Source organism: Streptomyces sp. CNB091 (genome assembly GCF_000377965.1).
Genome location: NZ_KB898990.1, coordinates 268,588 through 287,536 on the forward strand (window position 1 = coordinate 268,588; position 18,949 = coordinate 287,536).

General features: G+C 72.6%; 14 protein-coding genes and 2 pseudogenes. 10 read left to right on the top strand and 6 right to left on the bottom strand.

What is annotated here, in order from left to right:
* Window positions 1–48 precede the first annotated feature (48 nt).
* Window positions 49–1,263 (top strand): acetyl-CoA C-acetyltransferase, encoded by a 1,215-nt coding sequence (locus D581_RS0101120; RefSeq protein WP_018955380.1) that lies wholly within the window; start codon window positions 49–51, stop codon window positions 1,261–1,263.
* A 34-nt stretch (window positions 1,264–1,297) separates the two neighbouring features.
* Window positions 1,298–3,469 carry a 3-hydroxyacyl-CoA dehydrogenase NAD-binding domain-containing protein gene (locus D581_RS0101125; protein ID WP_018955381.1) on the top strand — a complete coding sequence of 724 codons (2,172 nt, stop codon included), beginning with the start codon at window positions 1,298–1,300 and terminating at the stop codon, window positions 3,467–3,469.
* A gap of 24 nt (window positions 3,470–3,493) precedes the next feature.
* Here D581_RS0101125 and D581_RS0101130 read toward each other — a convergent pair whose 3' ends face one another.
* Window positions 3,494–4,225 carry a MerR family transcriptional regulator gene (locus tag D581_RS0101130; RefSeq protein WP_018955382.1) on the bottom strand — a complete coding sequence of 244 codons (732 nt, stop codon included), beginning with the start codon at window positions 4,223–4,225 and terminating at the stop codon, window positions 3,494–3,496.
* Window positions 4,226–4,422: 197 nt separating this feature from the next.
* Here D581_RS0101130 and D581_RS01000000136655 point away from each other — a divergent pair.
* The 3 genes and pseudogenes from D581_RS01000000136655 to D581_RS0101145 all read left to right on the top strand — a co-directional run.
* Window positions 4,423–4,857, top strand: a pseudogene (locus tag D581_RS01000000136655) (TipAS antibiotic-recognition domain-containing protein); the annotation flags it as partial.
* Between the two features lie 62 nt (window positions 4,858–4,919).
* A pseudogene (locus D581_RS1000000139095) lies at window positions 4,920–5,099 on the top strand (Appr-1-p processing protein); the annotation flags it as partial.
* A gap of 119 nt (window positions 5,100–5,218) precedes the next feature.
* Entirely contained in the window at window positions 5,219–6,118 is a 900-nt protein-coding gene (locus tag D581_RS0101145) for an oxygenase MpaB family protein (RefSeq protein ID WP_018955385.1), read from the top strand.
* 30 nt (window positions 6,119–6,148) lie between these two features.
* On the opposite strand, the gene D581_RS1000000141150 is transcribed toward D581_RS0101145, so the two are convergent.
* Window positions 6,149–6,286, bottom strand: a complete 138-nt coding sequence (locus D581_RS1000000141150) for a hypothetical protein (RefSeq protein WP_018955386.1) — start codon at window positions 6,284–6,286, stop codon at window positions 6,149–6,151.
* A 255-nt stretch (window positions 6,287–6,541) separates the two neighbouring features.
* On the opposite strand from D581_RS1000000141150, the gene D581_RS0101155 reads away from it, so the two are divergent.
* Complete coding sequence (locus tag D581_RS0101155) at window positions 6,542–7,933, top strand: M14 family metallopeptidase (protein ID WP_026290064.1); 1,392 nt, start codon at window positions 6,542–6,544, stop codon at window positions 7,931–7,933.
* A 73-nt stretch (window positions 7,934–8,006) separates the two neighbouring features.
* Window positions 8,007–9,773, top strand: a complete 1,767-nt coding sequence (locus D581_RS0101160) for a BCCT family transporter (protein WP_018955388.1) — start codon at window positions 8,007–8,009, stop codon at window positions 9,771–9,773.
* A 217-nt stretch (window positions 9,774–9,990) separates the two neighbouring features.
* On the opposite strand, the gene D581_RS0101165 is transcribed toward D581_RS0101160, so the two are convergent.
* Window positions 9,991–10,914 (bottom strand): FAD-dependent oxidoreductase, encoded by a 924-nt coding sequence (locus D581_RS0101165; RefSeq protein ID WP_018955389.1) that lies wholly within the window; start codon window positions 10,912–10,914, stop codon window positions 9,991–9,993.
* A 129-nt stretch (window positions 10,915–11,043) separates the two neighbouring features.
* On the opposite strand from D581_RS0101165, the gene D581_RS0101170 reads away from it, so the two are divergent.
* The gene (locus tag D581_RS0101170; protein ID WP_018955390.1) at window positions 11,044–12,681 is read left to right on the top strand and encodes an ABC-F family ATP-binding cassette domain-containing protein; all 1,638 of its coding nucleotides are present in this window, start codon (window positions 11,044–11,046) and stop codon (window positions 12,679–12,681) included.
* Window positions 12,682–12,740: 59 nt separating this feature from the next.
* On the opposite strand, the gene D581_RS0101175 is transcribed toward D581_RS0101170, so the two are convergent.
* Together D581_RS0101175 and D581_RS0101180 are read right to left on the bottom strand one after the other, a co-directional pair.
* Entirely contained in the window at window positions 12,741–15,188 is a 2,448-nt protein-coding gene (locus D581_RS0101175) for a Tex family protein (protein WP_018955391.1), read from the bottom strand.
* A 188-nt stretch (window positions 15,189–15,376) separates the two neighbouring features.
* Window positions 15,377–16,246 carry an SCO6745 family protein gene (locus D581_RS0101180; RefSeq protein WP_018955392.1) on the bottom strand — a complete coding sequence of 290 codons (870 nt, stop codon included), beginning with the start codon at window positions 16,244–16,246 and terminating at the stop codon, window positions 15,377–15,379.
* A 235-nt stretch (window positions 16,247–16,481) separates the two neighbouring features.
* On the opposite strand from D581_RS0101180, the gene D581_RS0101185 reads away from it, so the two are divergent.
* A complete protein-coding gene (locus D581_RS0101185; protein ID WP_018955393.1) occupies window positions 16,482–17,444 on the top strand; it encodes a GlxA family transcriptional regulator in 963 nt (320 codons plus the stop codon).
* Between the two features lie 47 nt (window positions 17,445–17,491).
* Window positions 17,492–18,127: a DJ-1/PfpI family protein gene (locus D581_RS0101190; RefSeq protein ID WP_018955394.1), complete on the top strand. Its 636-nt coding sequence runs from the start codon at window positions 17,492–17,494 to the stop codon at window positions 18,125–18,127.
* Here the strand turns inward: D581_RS0101190 and D581_RS0101195 are convergent.
* Window positions 18,117–18,881, bottom strand: a complete 765-nt coding sequence (locus D581_RS0101195) for an enoyl-CoA hydratase-related protein (protein WP_026290065.1) — start codon at window positions 18,879–18,881, stop codon at window positions 18,117–18,119. The genes D581_RS0101190 and D581_RS0101195 overlap by 11 nt on opposite strands.
* Between the last annotated feature and the right edge of the window lie 68 nt (window positions 18,882–18,949).

The window sequence follows — 18,949 nt, forward strand, 5'->3', positions numbered from 1 at the left end:
GAGCCGCCCCTCACCCGGGCCGGCAACCACCCTCGAAAGGCAGCTGTCTTGAGTACCGAAGCATTCGTCTACGACGCGATCCGCACCCCCCGCGGCCGCGGCAAGGCCAACGGGGCCCTGCACGGGACCAAGCCGATCGACCTGGTCGTCGGCCTCATCCACGAGATCCGGGGCCGCTTCCCGGACCTCGACCCGGCCGCCATCGACGACATCGTCCTCGGCGTGGTCAGCCCGCTCGGAGACCAGGGCTCCGACATCGCCCGTATCGCCGCCATCGCGGCCGGCCTGCCCGACTCCGTCGCCGGGGTCCAGGAGAACCGCTTCTGTGCCTCGGGCCTGGAGGCGGTCAACCTGGCCGCCGCCAAGGTCCGCTCCGGCTGGGAGGACCTCGTCCTCGCCGGTGGCGTCGAGTCGATGTCCCGGGTGCCGATGGGCTCCGACGGCGGGGCCTGGGCCATGGACCCGATGACCAGCTTCGAGACCGGCTTCGCCCCGCAGGGCATCGGCGCCGACCTCATCGCCACCATCGAGGGCTTCAGCCGCCGCGACGTCGACGAGTACGCCGCGCTCTCCCAGGAACGCGCCGCCGCCGCCTGGAAGGACGGCCGCTTCGCCCGCTCCGTCGTCCCCGTCAGGGACCGCAACGGCCTCCTCGTCCTCGACCACGACGAACACCCGCGCCCCGGCACCACCGCCGACTCCCTCGCCGCGCTCAAGCCCTCGTTCGCGGGCATCGGCGAGATGGGCGGCTTCGACGCGGTGGCCCTCCAGAAGTACCACTGGGTCGAGAAGATCGACCACGTCCACCACGCGGGCAACTCCTCCGGCATCGTGGACGGCGCGTCGCTCGTCGCCATCGGCTCCCAGGAGGTCGGCGAGCGCTACGGCATGACCCCGCGCGCCCGTATCGTCTCCGCCGCCGTCTCCGGCTCCGAGCCCACCATCATGCTCACCGGCCCCGCCCCCGCCACCCGCAAAGCACTCGCCAAGGCCGGGCTGACCATCGACGACATCGACCTCGTCGAGATCAACGAAGCCTTCGCCGGAGTCGTCCTGCGCTTCGTCAAGGACATGGGCCTGACCCTGGAGAAGGTCAACGTCAACGGCGGCGCGATCGCGCTGGGCCACCCCCTCGGCGCGACCGGCGCGATGATCCTCGGCACCGTCATCGACGAACTGGAGCGCCGCGACCAGCGGTTCGGCCTGGTCACCCTCTGCGTCGGCGGCGGCATGGGCGTCGCCACCGTCGTCGAACGCATCTGACCTGGCCCTACCCGCTTACGGAGAAGACACCGACATGACCGAGAGCACGACCATCCGCTGGGAACAGGACGAGACCGGCGTCGTCACCCTCGTCCTCGACGCCCCGAACCAGTCGGCCAACACGATGAACCAGGCCTTCAAGGACTCCATCGCGGCCGTCGCCGACCGCGCCGAGGCCGAGAAGGACTCCATCCGCGGCATCATCTACACCTCCGCCAAGAAGACCTTCTTCGCCGGCGGCGACCTCAAGGAGATGGTCAAGGCCGGCCCGGAGAACGCCCAGGACGCCTTCGACGCCGGCAACGCCATCAAGGCCTCGCTCCGCCGCATCGAGACCCTCGGCAAGCCCGTCGTCGCCGCCATCAACGGCGCGGCCCTCGGCGGCGGTTACGAGATCGCGCTCGCCTGCCACCACCGCGTCGCCCTCGACGTCCCCGGCTCCCGCATCGGCTTGCCCGAGGTCACCCTCGGCCTGCTCCCGGCGGGCGGCGGCGTCACCCGGACCGTACGCCTCATGGGCATTGCCGACGCCCTGCTCAAGGTGCTGCTCCAGGGCACCCAGTACACGCCGCGGCGCGCCCTGGAGAACGGGCTCGTCCACGAAGTCGCCGCCACCCGCGAGGAGATGACCGAGAAGGCCCGCGCCTTCATCGACGCCCATCCCGAGTCCCGGCAGCCCTGGGACGTCAAGGGCTACAAGATCCCCGGCGGCACCCCGTCCAACCCGCGCTTCGCCGCCAACCTGCCGGCCTTCCCGGCCAACCTGAAGAAGCAGCTCGCGGGCGCGCCGATGCCCGCCCCGCGCAACATCCTCGCGGCGGCCGTCGAGGGCTCCCAGGTCGACTTCGACACCGCCCTGACCATCGAGGCCCGGTACTTCACCGAGCTGGTCACCGGCCAGGTCTCCAAGAACATGATCCAGGCGTTCTTCTTCGACCTCCAGGCCGTCAACTCCGGCGCCAACCGACCGAGGGGCATCCCCGAGCGCCCCGTCCGCAAGGTCGCCGTCCTCGGCGCGGGCATGATGGGCGCGGGCATCGCCTACTCCTGCGCCAGGGCCGGGATCGAGGTCGTCCTCAAGGACGTCTCCACCGAGGCGGCCGCCAAGGGCAAGGCGTACAGCGAGAAACTGCTCGCCAAGGTGCTCTCCCGGGGCCGTACGACCGAGGCGAAGCGCGACGAGCTGTTGGCCCGGATCACCCCCACAGGTGACGCGGCCGACCTCGCGGGCTGCGACGCGGTGATCGAGGCCGTCTTCGAGGACACCGCCCTCAAGCACAAGGTGTTCCAGGAGATCCAGGGCGTCATCGAGCCGGACGCGCTGCTCTGCTCCAACACCTCCACCCTCCCGATCACGGTCCTCGCCGAAGGCGTCTCGCGCCCCGTCGACTTCATCGGACTGCACTTCTTCTCGCCCGTCGACAAGATGCCGCTCGTCGAGATCATCAAGGGCGAGCGCACCGGCGACGAGGCGCTCGCCCGCGCCTTCGACCTCGTACGACGCATCAAGAAGACGCCGATCGTCGTCAACGACTCCCGCGGCTTCTTCACCTCGCGCGTCATCGGCCAGTTCATCAACGAGGGCGTCGCCATGGTCGGCGAGGGCGTCGAGCCCGCCTCCATCGAGCAGGCCGCCGCCCAGTCCGGCTACCCGGCCAAGGTGCTCTCCCTGATGGACGAGCTGACCCTGACCCTGCCGCGCAAGATCCGCGACGAGACGAAGCGCGCGGTCCAGGAGGCCGGCGGCAGCTGGCCCGGCCACCCCTCCGACGAGGTCATCGACCGCATGGTCGACGAGTTCGGCCGCCCGGGGCGCAGCGGGGGAGCGGGCTTCTACGACTACGACGAGGACGGCAGGCGGGCCGGTCTCTGGCCCGGACTGCGCGAACACTTCGCGAAGCCCGACGCCGACGTGCCCTTCGAGGACATGAAGGAGCGGATGCTCTTCTCCGAGGCCCTGGACAGTGTCCGCTGCCTGGAGGAGAACGTCCTGATCTCCGTCGCCGACGCCAACATCGGCTCCATCATGGGCATCGGCTTCCCGCCGTGGACCGGCGGCGTCCTCCAGTACATCAACGGGTACGAGGGCGGCCTGCCCGGCTTCGTGGCCCGCGCCCGGGAACTCGCCGAGCGCTACGGCGACCGCTTCCTGCCGCCCGCGCTGCTGGTGGAGAAGGCGGAGAAGGGTGAGACCTTCCACGACTGAGGCGCCCGTGCACCGCGTTCACCGTCACTCGGCGGTGAACGCGGCCCGCAGCTCCTCCTTCAACGATCGCTGAAACGCCGTCACCAGCGCCTGCACCACGATCGGTTGCATATCGGCGGACAGCGACTTCATCGCCGCCACGTGCTCCGGGTCGCCCTCACGCTCCCGATAAGGGCTCCACACCTCGTCGCGGAAGAGCCGGGTCATCTCCTGGGCGGCCGAGCGGGTGTGCTCCAGCAGAACGGTCCGCGCCGCCAGGATCGTCTCGTGCGCGATCGGCACGTCCAGCAGCTCCACCCCGAGCCGCAGCAGCCCCGGATCCACCCGGTACGCCCCGCCGTCCTCCTGCGGCCGGATCAGCACCCCCATCGCCGCCAGCCGCTCCACATCCGCCTCCGACAGCGCCCGCCCGGCCCGCCGCTCCAGCTCGGCCCGGGGCAGATCCTCGGTCCGGTCCGGCGCCCAGGACGCGACCAGCGCCCGGTGGATCGCCAGATCGTGGGCGCTCAGGTCGGGCGGCAGCTGTTCCAGATAGCGCTCGATCGCCGCCAGCGTCATGCCCTGCTGCTGGAGCTCCTCGATCAGCGCGAGCCGCGAGAGATGATCCGGCCCGTAGTGTCCGACCCGGCGGGCTCCGATGACCGGGGGCGGCAGCAGGCCCCGGGTGCTGTAGAACCGCACGGTGCGCACGGTGACCCCGGCGCGCGCCGCCAGCTCGTCCACCGTGAGCGTCGGCTCGCCGGTCCCCGTCGCCATCTCTGCTCCCCGCCGGTCTGTTCCGCGTATCGGACAGTGCTGGTGTCTCACCAGCACTGTGAAAGTGTCCGCCACCGGGAAGGCCCCGTCCACCCCGTGGCCCGGGAGGCGCCGTAGTTCCGGGCTTGAGGTTGCCGCTGCGGCAGCTCCTAACGTCGTGGCCAGGGCCGGAGACACTGGCCCTGTGAGGTAGCTGTTCCAGGAAGGACGGCAGATCCATGGACGCCATCAACCGACCGGAGAACCTGTTCGAGGGCATGCGGCCCGAACGGTACGAAGACGGCATGCGCGACTTCCCGGCGCTGACCGAGCAGGCCGGGCGACGCGCCTCGGCGATGAGTGAGGCCGAGATCGAGGCCGGGCAGCGTGAGCGCACGGCCCAGATGATCCGGCTGGCCGAGCTGCTGATGGCCGGTACGCCTCATGACGCCGACGCGGTCCAGGCGGAGATCGACGCCCAGTACCGGGCCCTGTCCGCAGTGCGTACGGTCACCGCCGAGGAGTACCGGGCGATCGGGCGCTCCTGCGTGGACAACGAGGAGTGGCGCGCCGCTTACGACGCGATCACGCCGGGGCTGCCCGAATACCAGCGGGACGCCATCGTGACCTACGCGACGACCCGGCTGCGCTGATCCGGTCGGGGCCGCCGCCGACTCCCCGCACGGGTCATCCCCAAGCCCGTTGTCAGCGGCGGCCCGTGCGGTACGCGGCGCTCGGCGCGGTGGCCGCCAAGGCGGGCGAGCCGGGGGCCTCGGTCCATATGCCCCGGATCGGCTGCGGGCTCGCGGGCGGCACGTGGGCCGGGATCGAGCCGCTGACCGAGCGACGCCTGATATCCGCGGGCATACCGGTGACGGTGTACGACCACGGCTGACCGGCCCGTCGGCGGTCTCCGACCCCGCCCGGGGGTTCTCCCGGGGGCGAGGGATCATGGAGGAGAGGAACAGGGCACGGGTAGCGCACGGCAGGCCCGCCGGGACCGCGGGAGCACGGATGAGCAGCGCGACCGACGCGAAGAACCCCGAGCCGCCCCCGCCGGGCGGGGTGCTCTGGAGCCTGTCCGGTGACATCCGCGCCCTGCTGATGCTGCCCGCGGCCCTCACGCTCCAGGTCGCCCACCCGGCCGTCGGCGCCGGCGTCGACGAGCACTCCGTCTTCCGTACGGACCCCTGGGGGCGCGGCGAACGCTCGCTGCGCTCGCTCCAGCTCTGGGTCTACGGCGGCGCGGAGGCCGCCGAGGAGGGCCGCAGGCTGCGGGTGCTGCACCGCACCGTCCAGGGGACCGACACCCGAGGCCGCCGCTACCACGCTCTGACGCCCGCCAACTACGCCTGGGTGCACGCCACCGGCTTCCCCGTGTACCAGCACGCGGCCCGGTATCTGATCCGCCCCATGAGTCCCGCCCAGGAGCGCGCCCTGTACGCGGAGTGGCTCCAGGTCGGCCGGATCCTGGGCATCCACGACCGGGACATGCCCCAGACCGTCGAGGACTTCTGGCCGTACTGGGAGAAGATGCTCGCCGGGGAGATCGAGGCGACCCCCGTCGTCCGGGAGCTCGTCGCCACCGACCAGTCCGTCCCGCCGCCGGACCGGGGGCCGTGGCCCCTCCGACTGCTGCTGCGGGCGCTGTGGCCGGTGCTGCTGCCGCCGCTGGCCCGCTTCCGCCGCTTCGTCACCATCGGGCTCATGCCGCCCGACGCCCGCCTGGCCATCGGACTGCCGTGGACCCCGGACCAGGAGAAGCGGCTGCGCCGCATGTGCGCGGTGCTGCGCGTCGTCGTCCCCGTCCTCCCGGAGCGGCTGCGCTATCTGCCCCGGGCGCGAGCGGCCCGCGCCGCGTCGCGTACGGCGGGGCACGGGACCCGCGCCGCCGAGGCGCGTCGGACCGGCTGAGCGCCCGCCGTTCCGCCGCCCCGGGACACGTCAGCGGTGATCGTGACCCGCGTGTTCCCGGTCGGCTCCATCGCCGTGGTCGCCGTGGTCGAGCACGGCGTTCGGCGCCGCGATCTTCACGTCCTGACCGGCCGCCGGCGCGCTGCGGACGGAGAATCCGCGGTGCACACGAACTCCACAGCGTCGGCTCGGATGATCTCCCGACCGGACGTCATGAGGCCCTGCACGGGGCGGAGCAGGAGGCGCCCTGCCCGGGCGCCTCTGTCACACGATCGCCGTTCGGTCGTCGCGGACGGCCCGTACGACACGTACGACAGCGGTGATCAACCCCTGTCGCCCAGGAGTTGAGCGGGGTAACGTCCGCACATTGCCGACAGCCGGACGGGCGTCACGGCGCCCGCCCGCATGCTCCGGAGGCCGCTGATGACCCCTCGCGTCGCTCGTGCGCTCCGCATGCTCAGCCCGCATCCGTGGCTCGCGCCGGTCGCCGGTCCCGCCCGGCCGCAGTCGGCACCCGCCCGCCGCAGGGCGAGAGCGATGCGCCGGACAGCCGTGGCGGCGACACTCGCCGGGCTGGCCCTCCCGTTCGCCATCGCGCCCGCCGAGGCCGCGCACCGCCCGCCGCGCACCGGGTTCGAGACGAGCGAGGGGGCCCGCTGGACCGGCGAGGCGGAGGAGCGGGCCTTCCTCGCCGCGGTGGACCGGGGGAGCGGCCGGGTCTCCGTGGACCACGTCGGAACGACCGGTCAGGGCCGCCCCCTGCGGCTCGTACGCGTCGGCCAGGAAGGCCCCGGGGCCGCCACCACCACGGTGCTCCTGGTCTGCAGCCAGCACGGGGACGAGCCCGCCGGGCGCGAGGCCTGTCTGACCGCCATCCGTGACCTGGCGTTCGCCGAGGACCCGGCGACCCGCGCCTTCCTGGCCCGTACGACCCTGCTGGTGCTGCCCACGGCCAACCCCGACGGACGCGCCGCCGACACCCGCGGCAACGCCGACGGGGTCGACGTCAACCGCGACCACATCGCCCTGGAGACCGCCGAGGCGCGGGCCGTCGCCACCGTCGTACGCGACGAACGGCCCCAGCTGATCTACGACTTGCACGAGTACGGCGCGACCCCGCCGTACTACGACAAGGACCTGTTCGCGCTGTGGCCGCGGAACCTCAACGTCGACGACCGGGTCCACGACGTCTCGCGCACCCTCTCCGAGCGGTACGTCCGCCCCGCCGCGACGGCGGGCGGCTACAGCAACGGCCACTACGGCATCTGGACCGACCCGGCCACCGGGGAGCCCGTCAAACAGGTCGCCGGCGACGGCCAGGAACGCATCCTGCGCAACACCTCCGGCCTCAAGCACGCGGTCGGCCTGCTCATCGAGTCCCGCACCGACGCGCTGAGCGACGCGGAGAAGGCTGATCAGGCGCTCAACCACCGGCGCCGGGTCCACTCCCAGCAGACCGCGCTCGGCGGTCTCTTCGCCTTCACCGACGAGCAGCGCGTCCGGCTCCGGACGGCCACCGCCCTCGCCCGCCTGTCCGGCCTCGCCGACCGGGGACCGGTGTATCTAGGCGGCGCCGACAACGACCCGGCCGAGCCGGCGGAGATCCTCGCCGACCCGCCGTGCGGCTACCGGCTGGACGCGGCCCAGTACGCGGCGGTCAAGGACGAGCTGGCCCTGCACGGCGTCACGGCCCGACCGGAGGAGGGTGGCGCGTTCGTGCCCTTGCGCCAGTCGGCTCGACGCCTGATTCCGCTGCTTCTCGATCAGCGGGCGACATATCACCTCGCAAACGGTCAAGCCAGAACGGCTTGTTGATCCCTGGAGATCCTGGGCAGGTGTGGTACTGCCTACGGAGAGCGTTTTTCAGACTCGGTGAAAGGTGCCATCAGTGCCCCAGGACGACCAGACAACGGACGGGCGGGAAGGGCTGTCGGTCACGGCGGACCTTCCTCCCGAACCGCTCAGTACCAGGACGCCGACCACCGACCGGGTGGTGTTCGGAGTCACGGCGGTCCTCACCCTCGCCTTCGTCGTCTGGGGCGCGATCGCCACCGACTCCCTGGAGACCGTTTCCGGCAAGCTGCTCACCGGGCTGATCCACAACGGTGGCTGGGCCTTCATACTGGCCGCGTCCGCCTTCGTCATCTTCGCCCTGTGGCTGGCCGTCAGCCGGTACGGGAAGATCTGCCTCGGCCAGGAGGGCGAGAAGCCGGAGTTCCGGACCATCTCCTGGATCGCGATGATGTTCAGCGCCGGTATGGGCATCGGGCTGATGTTCTGGGGCGTCGCCGAGCCCCTCGCACACTTCCGCACCCCGCCGCCGGGCACCGACCCCGCCGACTCGGCCGAGGCCATGCAGACGGCGATGGCCACCACGCTCTTCCACTGGACGCTGCACCCCTGGGCCATCTACGCCGTGGTCGGCCTCGCCATCGCCTACAGCGCCTACCGGATGCGCAGGCGGCAGACGATCAGCGCGGTCTTCGAACCGCTGATCGGCAAGCGTCATGCCTACGGCGGCGTCGGCCGCGTCATCGACATCCTGGCCATCTTCGCCACCCTGTTCGGCTCCGCGGCCTCCCTGGGCCTCGGCGCGCTCCAGATCGGCAGCGGCATCCAGGAGCTGGACTGGCTGGAGAAGGCGGGCACCGGACTTCTCGTCACCGTCATCGCCGTGCTGACCGTCGCCTTCGTCGCCTCCGCGGTCTCCGGCATCGAGAAGGGCATCCAGTGGCTGTCCAACATCAACATGGTGCTGGCCCTCCTCCTCATCGTGTTCGTCTTCATCGCCGGTCCCACGATCTTCGTGCTCGACCTGGTGCCCACCTCCCTCGGCGCGTACATCACCGACCTGGGGCAGCTCGCCGGACGCACCGAGGCGACCGGCGGCGGTGACGTGGCCGACTGGCTCGGCAGCTGGACCGTCTTCTACTGGGCCTGGTGGATCTCCTGGACGCCCTTCGTCGGCATGTTCATCGCCAGGATCAGCCGCGGCCGCACGATCCGTCAGTTCGTCGGCGGCGTCATCCTGGTGCCCAGCACCGTCAGCCTGATCTGGTTCGCCGTCTTCGGCGGATCGGCCATGAAGCTGGACGAGGCCGGGAAGCTCGGTGGCGCCGACACCCCGGAGGCGCAGCTGTTCGGCGTCCTCCAGGAGTTCCCGATCGCCACGTTCACGAGCATTCTGGTGATGGTCCTCGTCGGCATCTTCTTCGTCTCCGGAGCCGATGCCGCCTCCATCGTCATGGGCACCCTCTCCCAGAAGGGCGTCCTCGAACCGAGCAAGCTGGTCGTGATCTTCTGGGGTGTCGTGACCGGGGCCGTGGCCGCGATCATGCTGCTCATCGGCGACGGCAAGGAGAACGCGCTCCAAGGGCTGCAGAACCTCACCATCCTGGTGGCCGCACCCTTCGCCCTCGTCATGATCGGCATGTGCGTGGCCCTGATGCGGGACCTGCGCAAGGACCCGCAGATCGTCCGCCAGGAGTTCGGCGTGGAGGCGGTCGAGTCCGCGGTGATCGAGGGCCACGCCAAGTACGACGGCGACTTCGAGATCCGCATCGGCCCCGGGACCACGACCATCGTGGACGAGCGCCACAGGCCCGACACCACCGGATCGGGCTCCACGGCCACGGAGAAGCGCCCCTCCGACTGACCGGGGGCCTCCGTCCCCTCCGTACCCGTACCGGAGCCCGCGAGCGCCGACAGGCCGCGGGCTCCGGTACGTCGTGTCCCTCGCGCCGCCGGGCGGGCCCGGCCGCGGCAGGCATCCGCGCACCACCGGGCAGTTCCGCTCCCGGCGGGCCCGCATGCAGCAACCGGCGGGCCCGCGCGCGCACCACCACCCTCCGGGCCCGTGCCCGGGGCCCCGGTCAGCCCACCAGCGCCGCCGCCGCCCGCGCACACCCCCAGGCCACGGTCACGCCCGCGCCGCCGTGCCCGTAGTTGTGCACCAGCAGACCGCCGCCCGGCAGCGCCTCCGCCTCGATCCGCACCCCGGCCTCCCGCGCCGGGCGCAGCCCCACCCGGTGCCCGAGCACCCGGGCCCCGGCGATCTCCGGCCGGATCCGCGCACACCGCGCCACGATGTCCCGCGCCGTCCCCGGGTCGGGCTCCGTGCGCGGATCGTCCACCTCGGCCGTACCGCCCAGCACCAGCCGGCCCGGCTGCGGGAAGAAGTACGTCGTCGCGGCCGACGCCGGATCCGCCTCGGTGTACCACTCCTCGATCCCCGGGTTCTCCACCGCGACCAGCTGCCCCCGCACCGGCCGCACCCCGGCGTCGGGCACCAGCTCGCGCGCCCCGAGCCCCGTGCAGTTCACCACCACCGGGCTCCGCTCCGCCGCCTCGCCGAACCCCGTCACCGCCCGCCGCTCCACGGTGCCGCCCGCGGCCGCGAGCCGCCGCTCCAGCCACGCCAGATGGACGGGCATGTCCAGCAGCGGCAAGGTCACCCGCAGCCCTTCAGGCACTTCCACGGCGTCCTTCAGCCCGGCCGACCAGTCGCCCAGCGCCGCGAGCCGCTCCCCGCCGTGCAGCCCCGCCACCCGCCGTACGCCGGTCTCCTCCGCGGCGCCCGACAGCTCCTCGTAGACCGCCAGCGTCGCCAGCGACCAGTCGCCCACCCGCTCCGCCGGCTCGATCCGGTACGGCCACCACAGGGCCCCGGCCACCGCCGACGTCGTCGCCCCGGCCGGATCGCGCGACCAGACCCGCACCCGCGGCCCGCGCTCCGCCAGCGTCACGGCGGTGGTCAGACCGACGACCCCGCCGCCCACCACGATCACATCCGCCATCACGGTCACTCCTGTCACAGTGCCACCGGTGCACCCGGTCGCTTCGTGGACGCTAACGGAGCCCGAATCCGGAGGCCAGGGGCACAGGGCGATGGGCATGGAGCGCCGGAGACTAGGATCGGCACCCTGATGACTGCCACTCTCGTCGCCAAGGACCTCGCCGCCGGACACGGCGACCGCACGCTCTTCGCCGGGCTCGACCTCGTCGTCGCCCCGGGTGACGTGATCGGTCTCGTCGGAGTCAACGGCGCCGGCAAATCCTCCCTGCTCCGGCTGCTCGCCGGGCTCGACCACCCGGAGGAGGGCGAGCTGCGGCTCTCCCCGCCCACCGCCACCGTCGGCCACCTCCCGCAGGAGCCCGAGCGCCGCGACGGTGAGACGGTGTCCGCGTTCCTGGCCCGCCGCACCGGCGTCGCCGACGCCCAGCGCACGATGGACGAGGCGACCGAGGCCCTGGTCGCGGGCGCCCCGGGCGCGGACGACGCCTACTCCGAGTCCCTGGAGCGCTGGCTCGCCCTCGGCGGCGCGGACCTGGAGGAACGGGCCGAGCAGGTCGCCGCCGAGCTGGGCCTGACCGTGGGGCTCGACCGGCCCATGACCGCGCTCTCCGGCGGGCAGGCCGCACGCGCCGGACTCGCCTCGCTGCTCCTGTCCCGCTACGACGTCTTCCTGCTGGACGAGCCCACCAACGACCTCGACCTCGACGGCCTGGAGCGCCTGGAGCGCTTCGTGTCCGGTCTGCGCGCGGGCACCGTCGTCATCAGCCACGACCGCGAGTTCCTGATGCGCACGGTCACCAAGGTGCTGGAGCTGGACCTCGCCCAGCAGCAGATCAACCTGTACGGCGGCGGCTACGCGGCCTACCTGGAGGAGCGGGAGACCGCCCGCCGGCACGCCCGCGAGGGCTACGAGGAGTACGCCGACAAGAAGGCGTCCCTCGAAGCACGCGGCCATATGCAGCGCTCCTGGATGGACAAGGGCGTCAAGAACGCCCGCCGCAAGGCGACCGACGGCGACAAGCTCGGCCGCAACGCCCGCAGCGAGGCCAGCGAGAAGCAGGCCGCGAAGGCCCGCCAGACCCAGCGCATGATCGAACGCCTCGACGCCGTCGAGGAACCGCGCAAGGAGTGGGAGCTGCGCATGGAGATCGCCTCCGCCCCGCGCTCCGGATCCGTCGTCGCGACCCTGCGCGACGCCCGCGTGGTGCGCGGCGACTTCTCCTTCGGCCCTGCCTCGCTCCAGATCGACTGGGCGGACCGGGTCGCCATCACCGGGGCCAACGGCGCCGGCAAGTCCACCCTGCTGGCCGCCCTGCTGGAGCGGCTGCCGCTGGACTCCGGGAACGCCACCCTCGGTTCGGGCGTCGTCGTCGGAGAGGTGGACCAGGCCCGCAAGCTGTTCCTGGGCGCGCAGTCGCTGCTGGACGCGTTCTGCGCCGCCGTGCCCGACACGGAACCGGCGGAAGTCCGCACCCTGCTCGCCAAGTTCGGCCTCCGCGCCGACCACGTGACGCGCCCGGCGACCAGCCTGTCCCCGGGCGAGCGCACCCGCGCCGCCCTCGCCCTGCTCCAGGGCCGGGGCGTCAACCTCCTGGTGCTCGACGAGCCGACGAACCACCTGGATCTGCCCGCCATCGAGCAGCTGGAGGCGGCCCTGGAGACGTACACGGGCACTTTGCTGCTGGTCACCCACGACCGGCGGATGCTGGAGGCGGTCCGCACGACCCGCCGCATCGAGGTGGCCGACGGCCAGGTCAAGGAAGTCTGAGCGGAGTCACGGGGTGGGGGCGGGCCGCACACGGCGGCCCGCCCCCACCCCTGTCCGTCTCAGCGGCCCCGGCCGCCGCCCTGCTTCGGATCGGTCAGCCCGGCCCGTCGCAGCGCGTCCGCCATGGCGCTGTTCGCCGGAGCCGGGGCCCCCTGGCCCTGCCGGGACGCACCGCCACCACCGCGCCGGTCCCGGCCGCCGCCGCCCTGCCTGCCCTGGCCGCTGCCGGACGGCTGACCCTGGCCCTGCCCCTGGCGCTGCTTCGGGGGACGGCCGCCGCGCTCGCCGCGGCCCTGCTGCTCGCCGCCGGAACCGCCGCCCGCGCCCGGCTCGTCGTCCAGACGCAGCGTCAGCGAGATCCGCTTGCGCGGCCCGTCGACGTCCATGACCTTGACCTTCACGATGTCCCCGGGCTTCACGACGTCGCGCGGATCCTTCACGAACGTCTTCGACAGCGCCGAGACGTGCACCAGACCGTCCTGGTGGACGCCGACGTCGACGAACGCGCCGAACGCCGCCACGTTGGTGACGACGCCCTCCAGCACCATGCCGGGCTCCAGGTCGCCGAGCTTCTCGACGCCCTCCTTGAAGGTCGCCGTCCGGAACGCCGGACGCGGGTCGCGCCCCGGCTTCTCCAGTTCCTTGAGGATGTCCGTCACGGTCGGCAGCCCGAACATGTCGTCCACGAAGTCCGCGGCGCGCAGGGCGCGTAGGGCCTCCGCGTTACCGATCAGCGAGGCCACCTCGCCGCCCGCCGTCTTCCCCATCCGCCGCACCACCGGGTAGGCCTCGGGGTGCACGCTGGAGCCGTCGAGCGGATCGTCGCCGTCGCGGATCCGCAGGAAGCCCGCGCACTGCTCGTACGCCTTCGGGCCGAGCCGCGCGACGTCCTTGAGGGCCTTGCGCGACCGGAAGGGCCCGTTGGAGTCCCGGTGGGCGACGATGTTCTCGGCGAGCCCCGAGCTGATCCCCGACACCCGTGACAGCAGGGGCGCGGACGCGGTGTTGACGTCCACACCGACCCCGTTGACACAGTCCTCGACGACCGCGTCCAGCGAACGCGACAGCTTCACCTCGGACAGGTCGTGCTGGTACTGCCCGACGCCGATCGACTTCGGGTCGATCTTCACCAGCTCGGCCAGCGGGTCCTGGAGCCGCCGGGCGATGGAGACGGCGCCGCGCAACGACACGTCCATGTCGGGCAGTTCCTGCGAGGCGAACGCGGAGGCGGAGTACACCGAGGCGCCCGCCTCCGAGACCATCACCTTCGTGAGCTTCAACTCCGGGTGCTTGTCGATCAGTTCACCGGCGAGCTTGTCCGTCTCACGGGACGCCGTGCCGTTGCCGATCGCGACCAGGTCGACCGCGTGCTCCTTCGCGAGGTGCGCGAGCTTCGCCAGCGCCTGGTCCCACTTGTTCGCGGGCACGTGCGGGTGGATCACATCGGTGGCCACGACCTTGCCGGTGGCGTCGACGACCGCGACCTTCACCCCCGTACGGAATCCGGGGTCCAGGCCCAGCGTGGCCCGCGTCCCGGCCGGGGCGGCGAGCAGCAGATCGCGCAGGTTCGAGGCGAAGACCCGCACCGCCTCGTCCTCCGCCGTCGTGCGCAGCCGCAACCGCAGGTCGATGCCCAGGTGCACCTGGATCCGAGTCCGCCACGCCCAACGCACGGTGTCGCCGAGCCACTTGTCGCCCGGGCGGCCCCGGTCGGCGATCCCGAAGCGACGGGCGATCATGCTCTCGTACGCGGACGGGCCCGGCCGCTCGGCGGCCTCCGGCTCCTCCGGTTCCAGGACCAGGTCGAGGACGTTCTCCTTCTCGCCGCGCAGCATCGCGAGCACCCGGTGCGAAGGCAGCGCGGTGAACGGCTCCGTGAAGGCGAAGTAGTCGGCGAACTTCGCGCCCGCCTCCTCCTGGCCCTCGCGCACCTTCGCCGCCAGCCGGCCGCGCGTCCACATGCGCTCGCGTAGCTCGCCGGTCAGGTCGGCGTCCTCGGAGAACCGCTCGGTCAGGATCGACCGGGCCCCGTCCAGGGCGGCCGCCGCGTCCGCGACGCCCTTGTCACCGTCCACGAACGCGGCGGCCGCCGCGAGCGGATCGACCGACGGGTCACCGAGCAGGCCGTCCGCCAGCGGTTCGAGCCCCGCCTCCCGGGCGATCTGCGCCTTCGTCCGCCGCTTCGGCTTGAACGGCAGGTAGATGTCCTCCAGACGCGCCTTGGTCTCGGCGGCCCGGATGCTCGCCTCCAGCGCGGCGTCGAGCTTGCCCTGCTCGCGTACGGATTCGAGGATCGACGTACGCCGCTCCTCCAGCTCCCGCAGATAGCGCAGCCGCTCCTCCAGCGTGCGCAGCTGCGCATCGTCGAGGGATTCGGTCGCCTCCTTGCGGTAGCGCGCGATGAACGGCACGGTCGATCCGCCGTCGAGCAGCTCGACGGCCGCCCTGACCTGTCGCTCCCGTACGCCGAGCTCCTCGGCGATCCTGCCTTCGATGGACGTCGTCACGGTTTTCCCGACTCGCCTTCTCGTACTGGCTGTGCTGGCCGTGCTCGTGTCGCGATGAGCACGTTCTTGCTTGCCGGGGGTGTCCCCCCTGGCCTGCATTGTGCCGGGTGGCCGGGCGTCGTGTCGCGTGACCTCGACGCACACGCCCGGAGCCCCCGGCGTGTGCGAGGGCCCCGAGCGGTGCGGGGTCAGCCCTGGCCGGTCGCCGAGGCCGGGAAAGCCCCCGCGGCGGCGGCCGTGAAGAGGAAGCCGCGTCCCAGTTCGGTGAGCCGCTCCACACCTTCCGCGCCCAGGTGTTCGTACGGGGCGGTGTCCATGCGGTCCGTCGCCTCCTCGACCTCCGCGCGCAGCGCCGTGCCCGCCTCGGTCAGCGCCAACTCCTCGCCGTCGGCCAGCAGCCCGCGCTCCCGCAGCCGGCCGGACGCGGCCTCCCAGTCGGTGCGCCGCCAGCCACGGGTGGACAGGAGCCAGCCGATCGCCATGCCCTTGCCGGTGGCCGTGTGGCTGACGAGCGACTCCAGCGGGTCCAGACCGGCCGCGAGCAGGGCGGCGAGATGCGCGTCGCCCCGGTGCTCGCGCAGCAGGGTCGCGGCGTGCCAGAACGCCAGGTGCGGCTCCTCCGGCACCGGCAGATCCGCGTGCGCGGCGTAGAGCGGGCGGGCGTGCGGCGTGCAGGCCTCGGTGGCGCGCAGCGCGAGCCGGGCCGCCTCCGCCATCGCCTCGGAGGCGATGACCTCCTCGCCGAGCAGCCGGCGCAGCGTCGTGTCCGCCGCCCGCAGCCGGGCCCCGAGGACCACGTCGGGGGAGGCGGTCTCCCAGACGGCGGGCACATGGCGGGCCACCAGCGCGGGGTTGAAGTTGTAGAAGGTGGCGCTGACGGTCCCCGCCCCGACCGCGCCGAGTGCGGCGGCCCGGGTCGCGAAGTAGACGGCGCTCTGGTCCTCGATGCCTATCTTCGCCATCTCCGCGCCCAGGTCGGGGGAGAAGAAGAGGCAGGAGTGCAAGGGGTTGACGGCGTTGTGGCAGCGGCGCTCCGCGCGGGCCGGGAGAGTACTCATACCGCCACGTTACCGACTGGTCGGTACGGAGCGGAACCCCGGGGGAGCCCAACGATCCACCAGGACGGGCCCAACGACAGGGCCAGGGCGGTTCCAGGACAGCTCCAGGACAGCTCCAGGACAGCTCCAGGGGAGGTCCAGGGCAGGTCCGGCGCGGGCCGAGGCCGGTCGGTGGCAGGAAACGTGGGGTACTCGTCATTGCGGCCATCGCCGCCCACCGCCCAGGATGGCGGATGTGCAGCAGCGAACCGTGCTCGTCGTCCTCTTCGACGGCATCCAGAGTCTCGACGTCACCGGCCCGGTGGAGGTCTTCGCCGGAGCCTCCCGGGCTCCGGGCGTCTCCTACGACCTGTGGACCGCCTCGCTCGACGGCGGCCCCGTCCGCTCCACCAGCGGCCTGACCCTGATGCCCGACAGCAGCCTCGCCGACGCGCCCGTACCGCACACCCTGCTGGTGCCCGGCGGGCACGGCACCCGGGGTTCCCACCCGGAGCTGACCGGCTGGCTGCGCGAGCACGCGCCGCGGGCGGAGCGGCTCGTCTCCGTGTGCACGGGCGCGCTGCTGCTGGCCGAGGCGGGCCTGCTGGACGGCCACCGGGTCACCACCCACTGGAACCACTGCGAGCAGTTGGCCCGCGACTACCCGGCCGTCCACGTCGATCCCGACCCGATCTTCGTACGGGACGGGAGGCTGGCCACCTCGGCGGGCGTCACCGCGGGCATCGACCTCGCCCTCGCGCTCGTCGAGGAGGACCACGGGCGGGACCTCGCGCTGGACATCGCCCGGCACCTCGTGGTGTTCCTGCGCCGCCCCGGCAACCAGGCCCAGTTCAGCGCCCAGCTCTCCGCCCAGACAGCACGGAGCGAACCGCTGCGCGAGGTCCAGCACTGGATCACCCAGCACCCCGGCGCCGACCTCGGGGTCGCCGCCCTCGCGGCCCGCGCCCGGCTCTCGCCCCGGCACTTCGCCCGCGCGTTCCGGGCGGAGACCGGAACGACCCCGGGGCGGTACGTCGAGCGAGTCCGCCTGGAGCACGCCCGCCGGCTCCTGGAGGACACCGCCGACGGTGTCGAGCGGGTCGCCCGCGCCAGTGGCTACGGCACCCCGGAAGCCATGCGCCGTGCCTTCGTGAAGACCCTCGCGACGGCGCCGGCCGAATACCGCCGCCGCTTCCGCACCCCCGCGTCCAGCAGCTGAACCGCACCGTCCGACCGAGTGACCGACCGAACCGAGAGGCAGCTCCCGTGCAGATCGCCATCCTGCTCTTCGACCGTTTCACCGCCCTGGACGCGGTGGGCCCGTACGAGATCCTCAGCCGTGCGCCCGGCGCCGAGCCCGTCTTCGTCGCGACACGGACCGGCCCCGTCCGCAATGACAGCGGGAGCCTCTCGCTCGTCGCGGAGAAGACCCTCGCCGAGGTGCCCTCCCCGGACCTGGTGATCGTCCCGGGCGGCCCCGGCCAGAGCGACCAGATGGAGAACGAGGCCCTGCTCGGCTGGCTGCGCTCGGCCGACGCCACCAGCACCTGGACGACCTCCGTCTGCACCGGGTCGCTACTGCTGGCCGCCGCCGGGCTCCTGAAGGACAGGCGGGCCACCTCGCACTGGCTGGCGCTGGAGACGCTGAGGGAGTTCGGCGTCGAGCCCACCGGGGAACGCGTCGTCCTGGACGGCAAGTACGTCACCGCCGCCGGGGTCTCCTCCGGCATCGACATGGGGCTGACCCTGCTCGGCCGGATCGCGGGCGACGACGTGGCACGCTCGGTGCAGCTGCTCACGGAGTACGACCCGCAGCCGCCCTACGACTGCGGATCGCCGGAGAAGGCCCCCGCCGCCCTCGTCGAGGAATGGCGGGCCAGGAGCCGCCACATCACCCGGTAGGTCCCGCGCTCCAGGTGAACCGGGGCGCGCGCCGCTCCAGAAAGGCGGCGGCGCCCTCCGCCGTGTCACCGCTGCCCCGCGCCTCAGCGGCCCAGTGGGCGTCCCGGTCCGTCCGGCCCGCGGCGAACTCCTTCGCCGCGGCCTGGGTGAGCAGGGACCGGGACGCCAGGACCCGTACGTACTCCTCGACCCGCCCGTCCAGGCCGCCGGTGGGCAGCACCTCGTCGACCAGGCCGGTGCGCAGCGCCCGTTCCGTGCCGATCAGCTCGCCGGAGAACAGCAGGTGCTTGGCCGTGGCCGGACCGACGAGGGCGACCAGTCGGCGGGTCGAGGAGGCCGGGTAGACGATGCCGAGCTTGGCCGGGGTGACCCCGAAGGAGGCCCCCTCCTCCGCGAACCGCAGATCGCAGGCGGCGGCGAGCTGGCCGCCGCCGCCCACGCAGTAGCCGCGCACCGCGGCCAGTGTCGGCAGGGGGAACGCGGCGAGCGCCTCCTCGGCCGCCACCGCCAGGCCCTGGGCGGTGTCCGCATCCTCCCGCAGCGTGGAGATGTCGGCGCCGGCGCAGAAGGTGTCCCCGGCTCCGGTCAGCACCAGCGCCCGGACCGCCGGATCTGCCGCGAGCCGCTCCAGCAGCTCCGGCAGACTCCGCCACATCGCGGTGGTCATCGCGTTGCGTTTGGCGGGGTTCGCGATCACGACCGTGGCGACGCCGCGCTCGACGGTCGTGATCAGGCGGGGGTCCATAGGGTCCATGCGCCGGATGCTATCCGGAAGGTTCGAACCTATGATCAAGAAGGGGTCGCGGGGCGGGCGCGCACCGT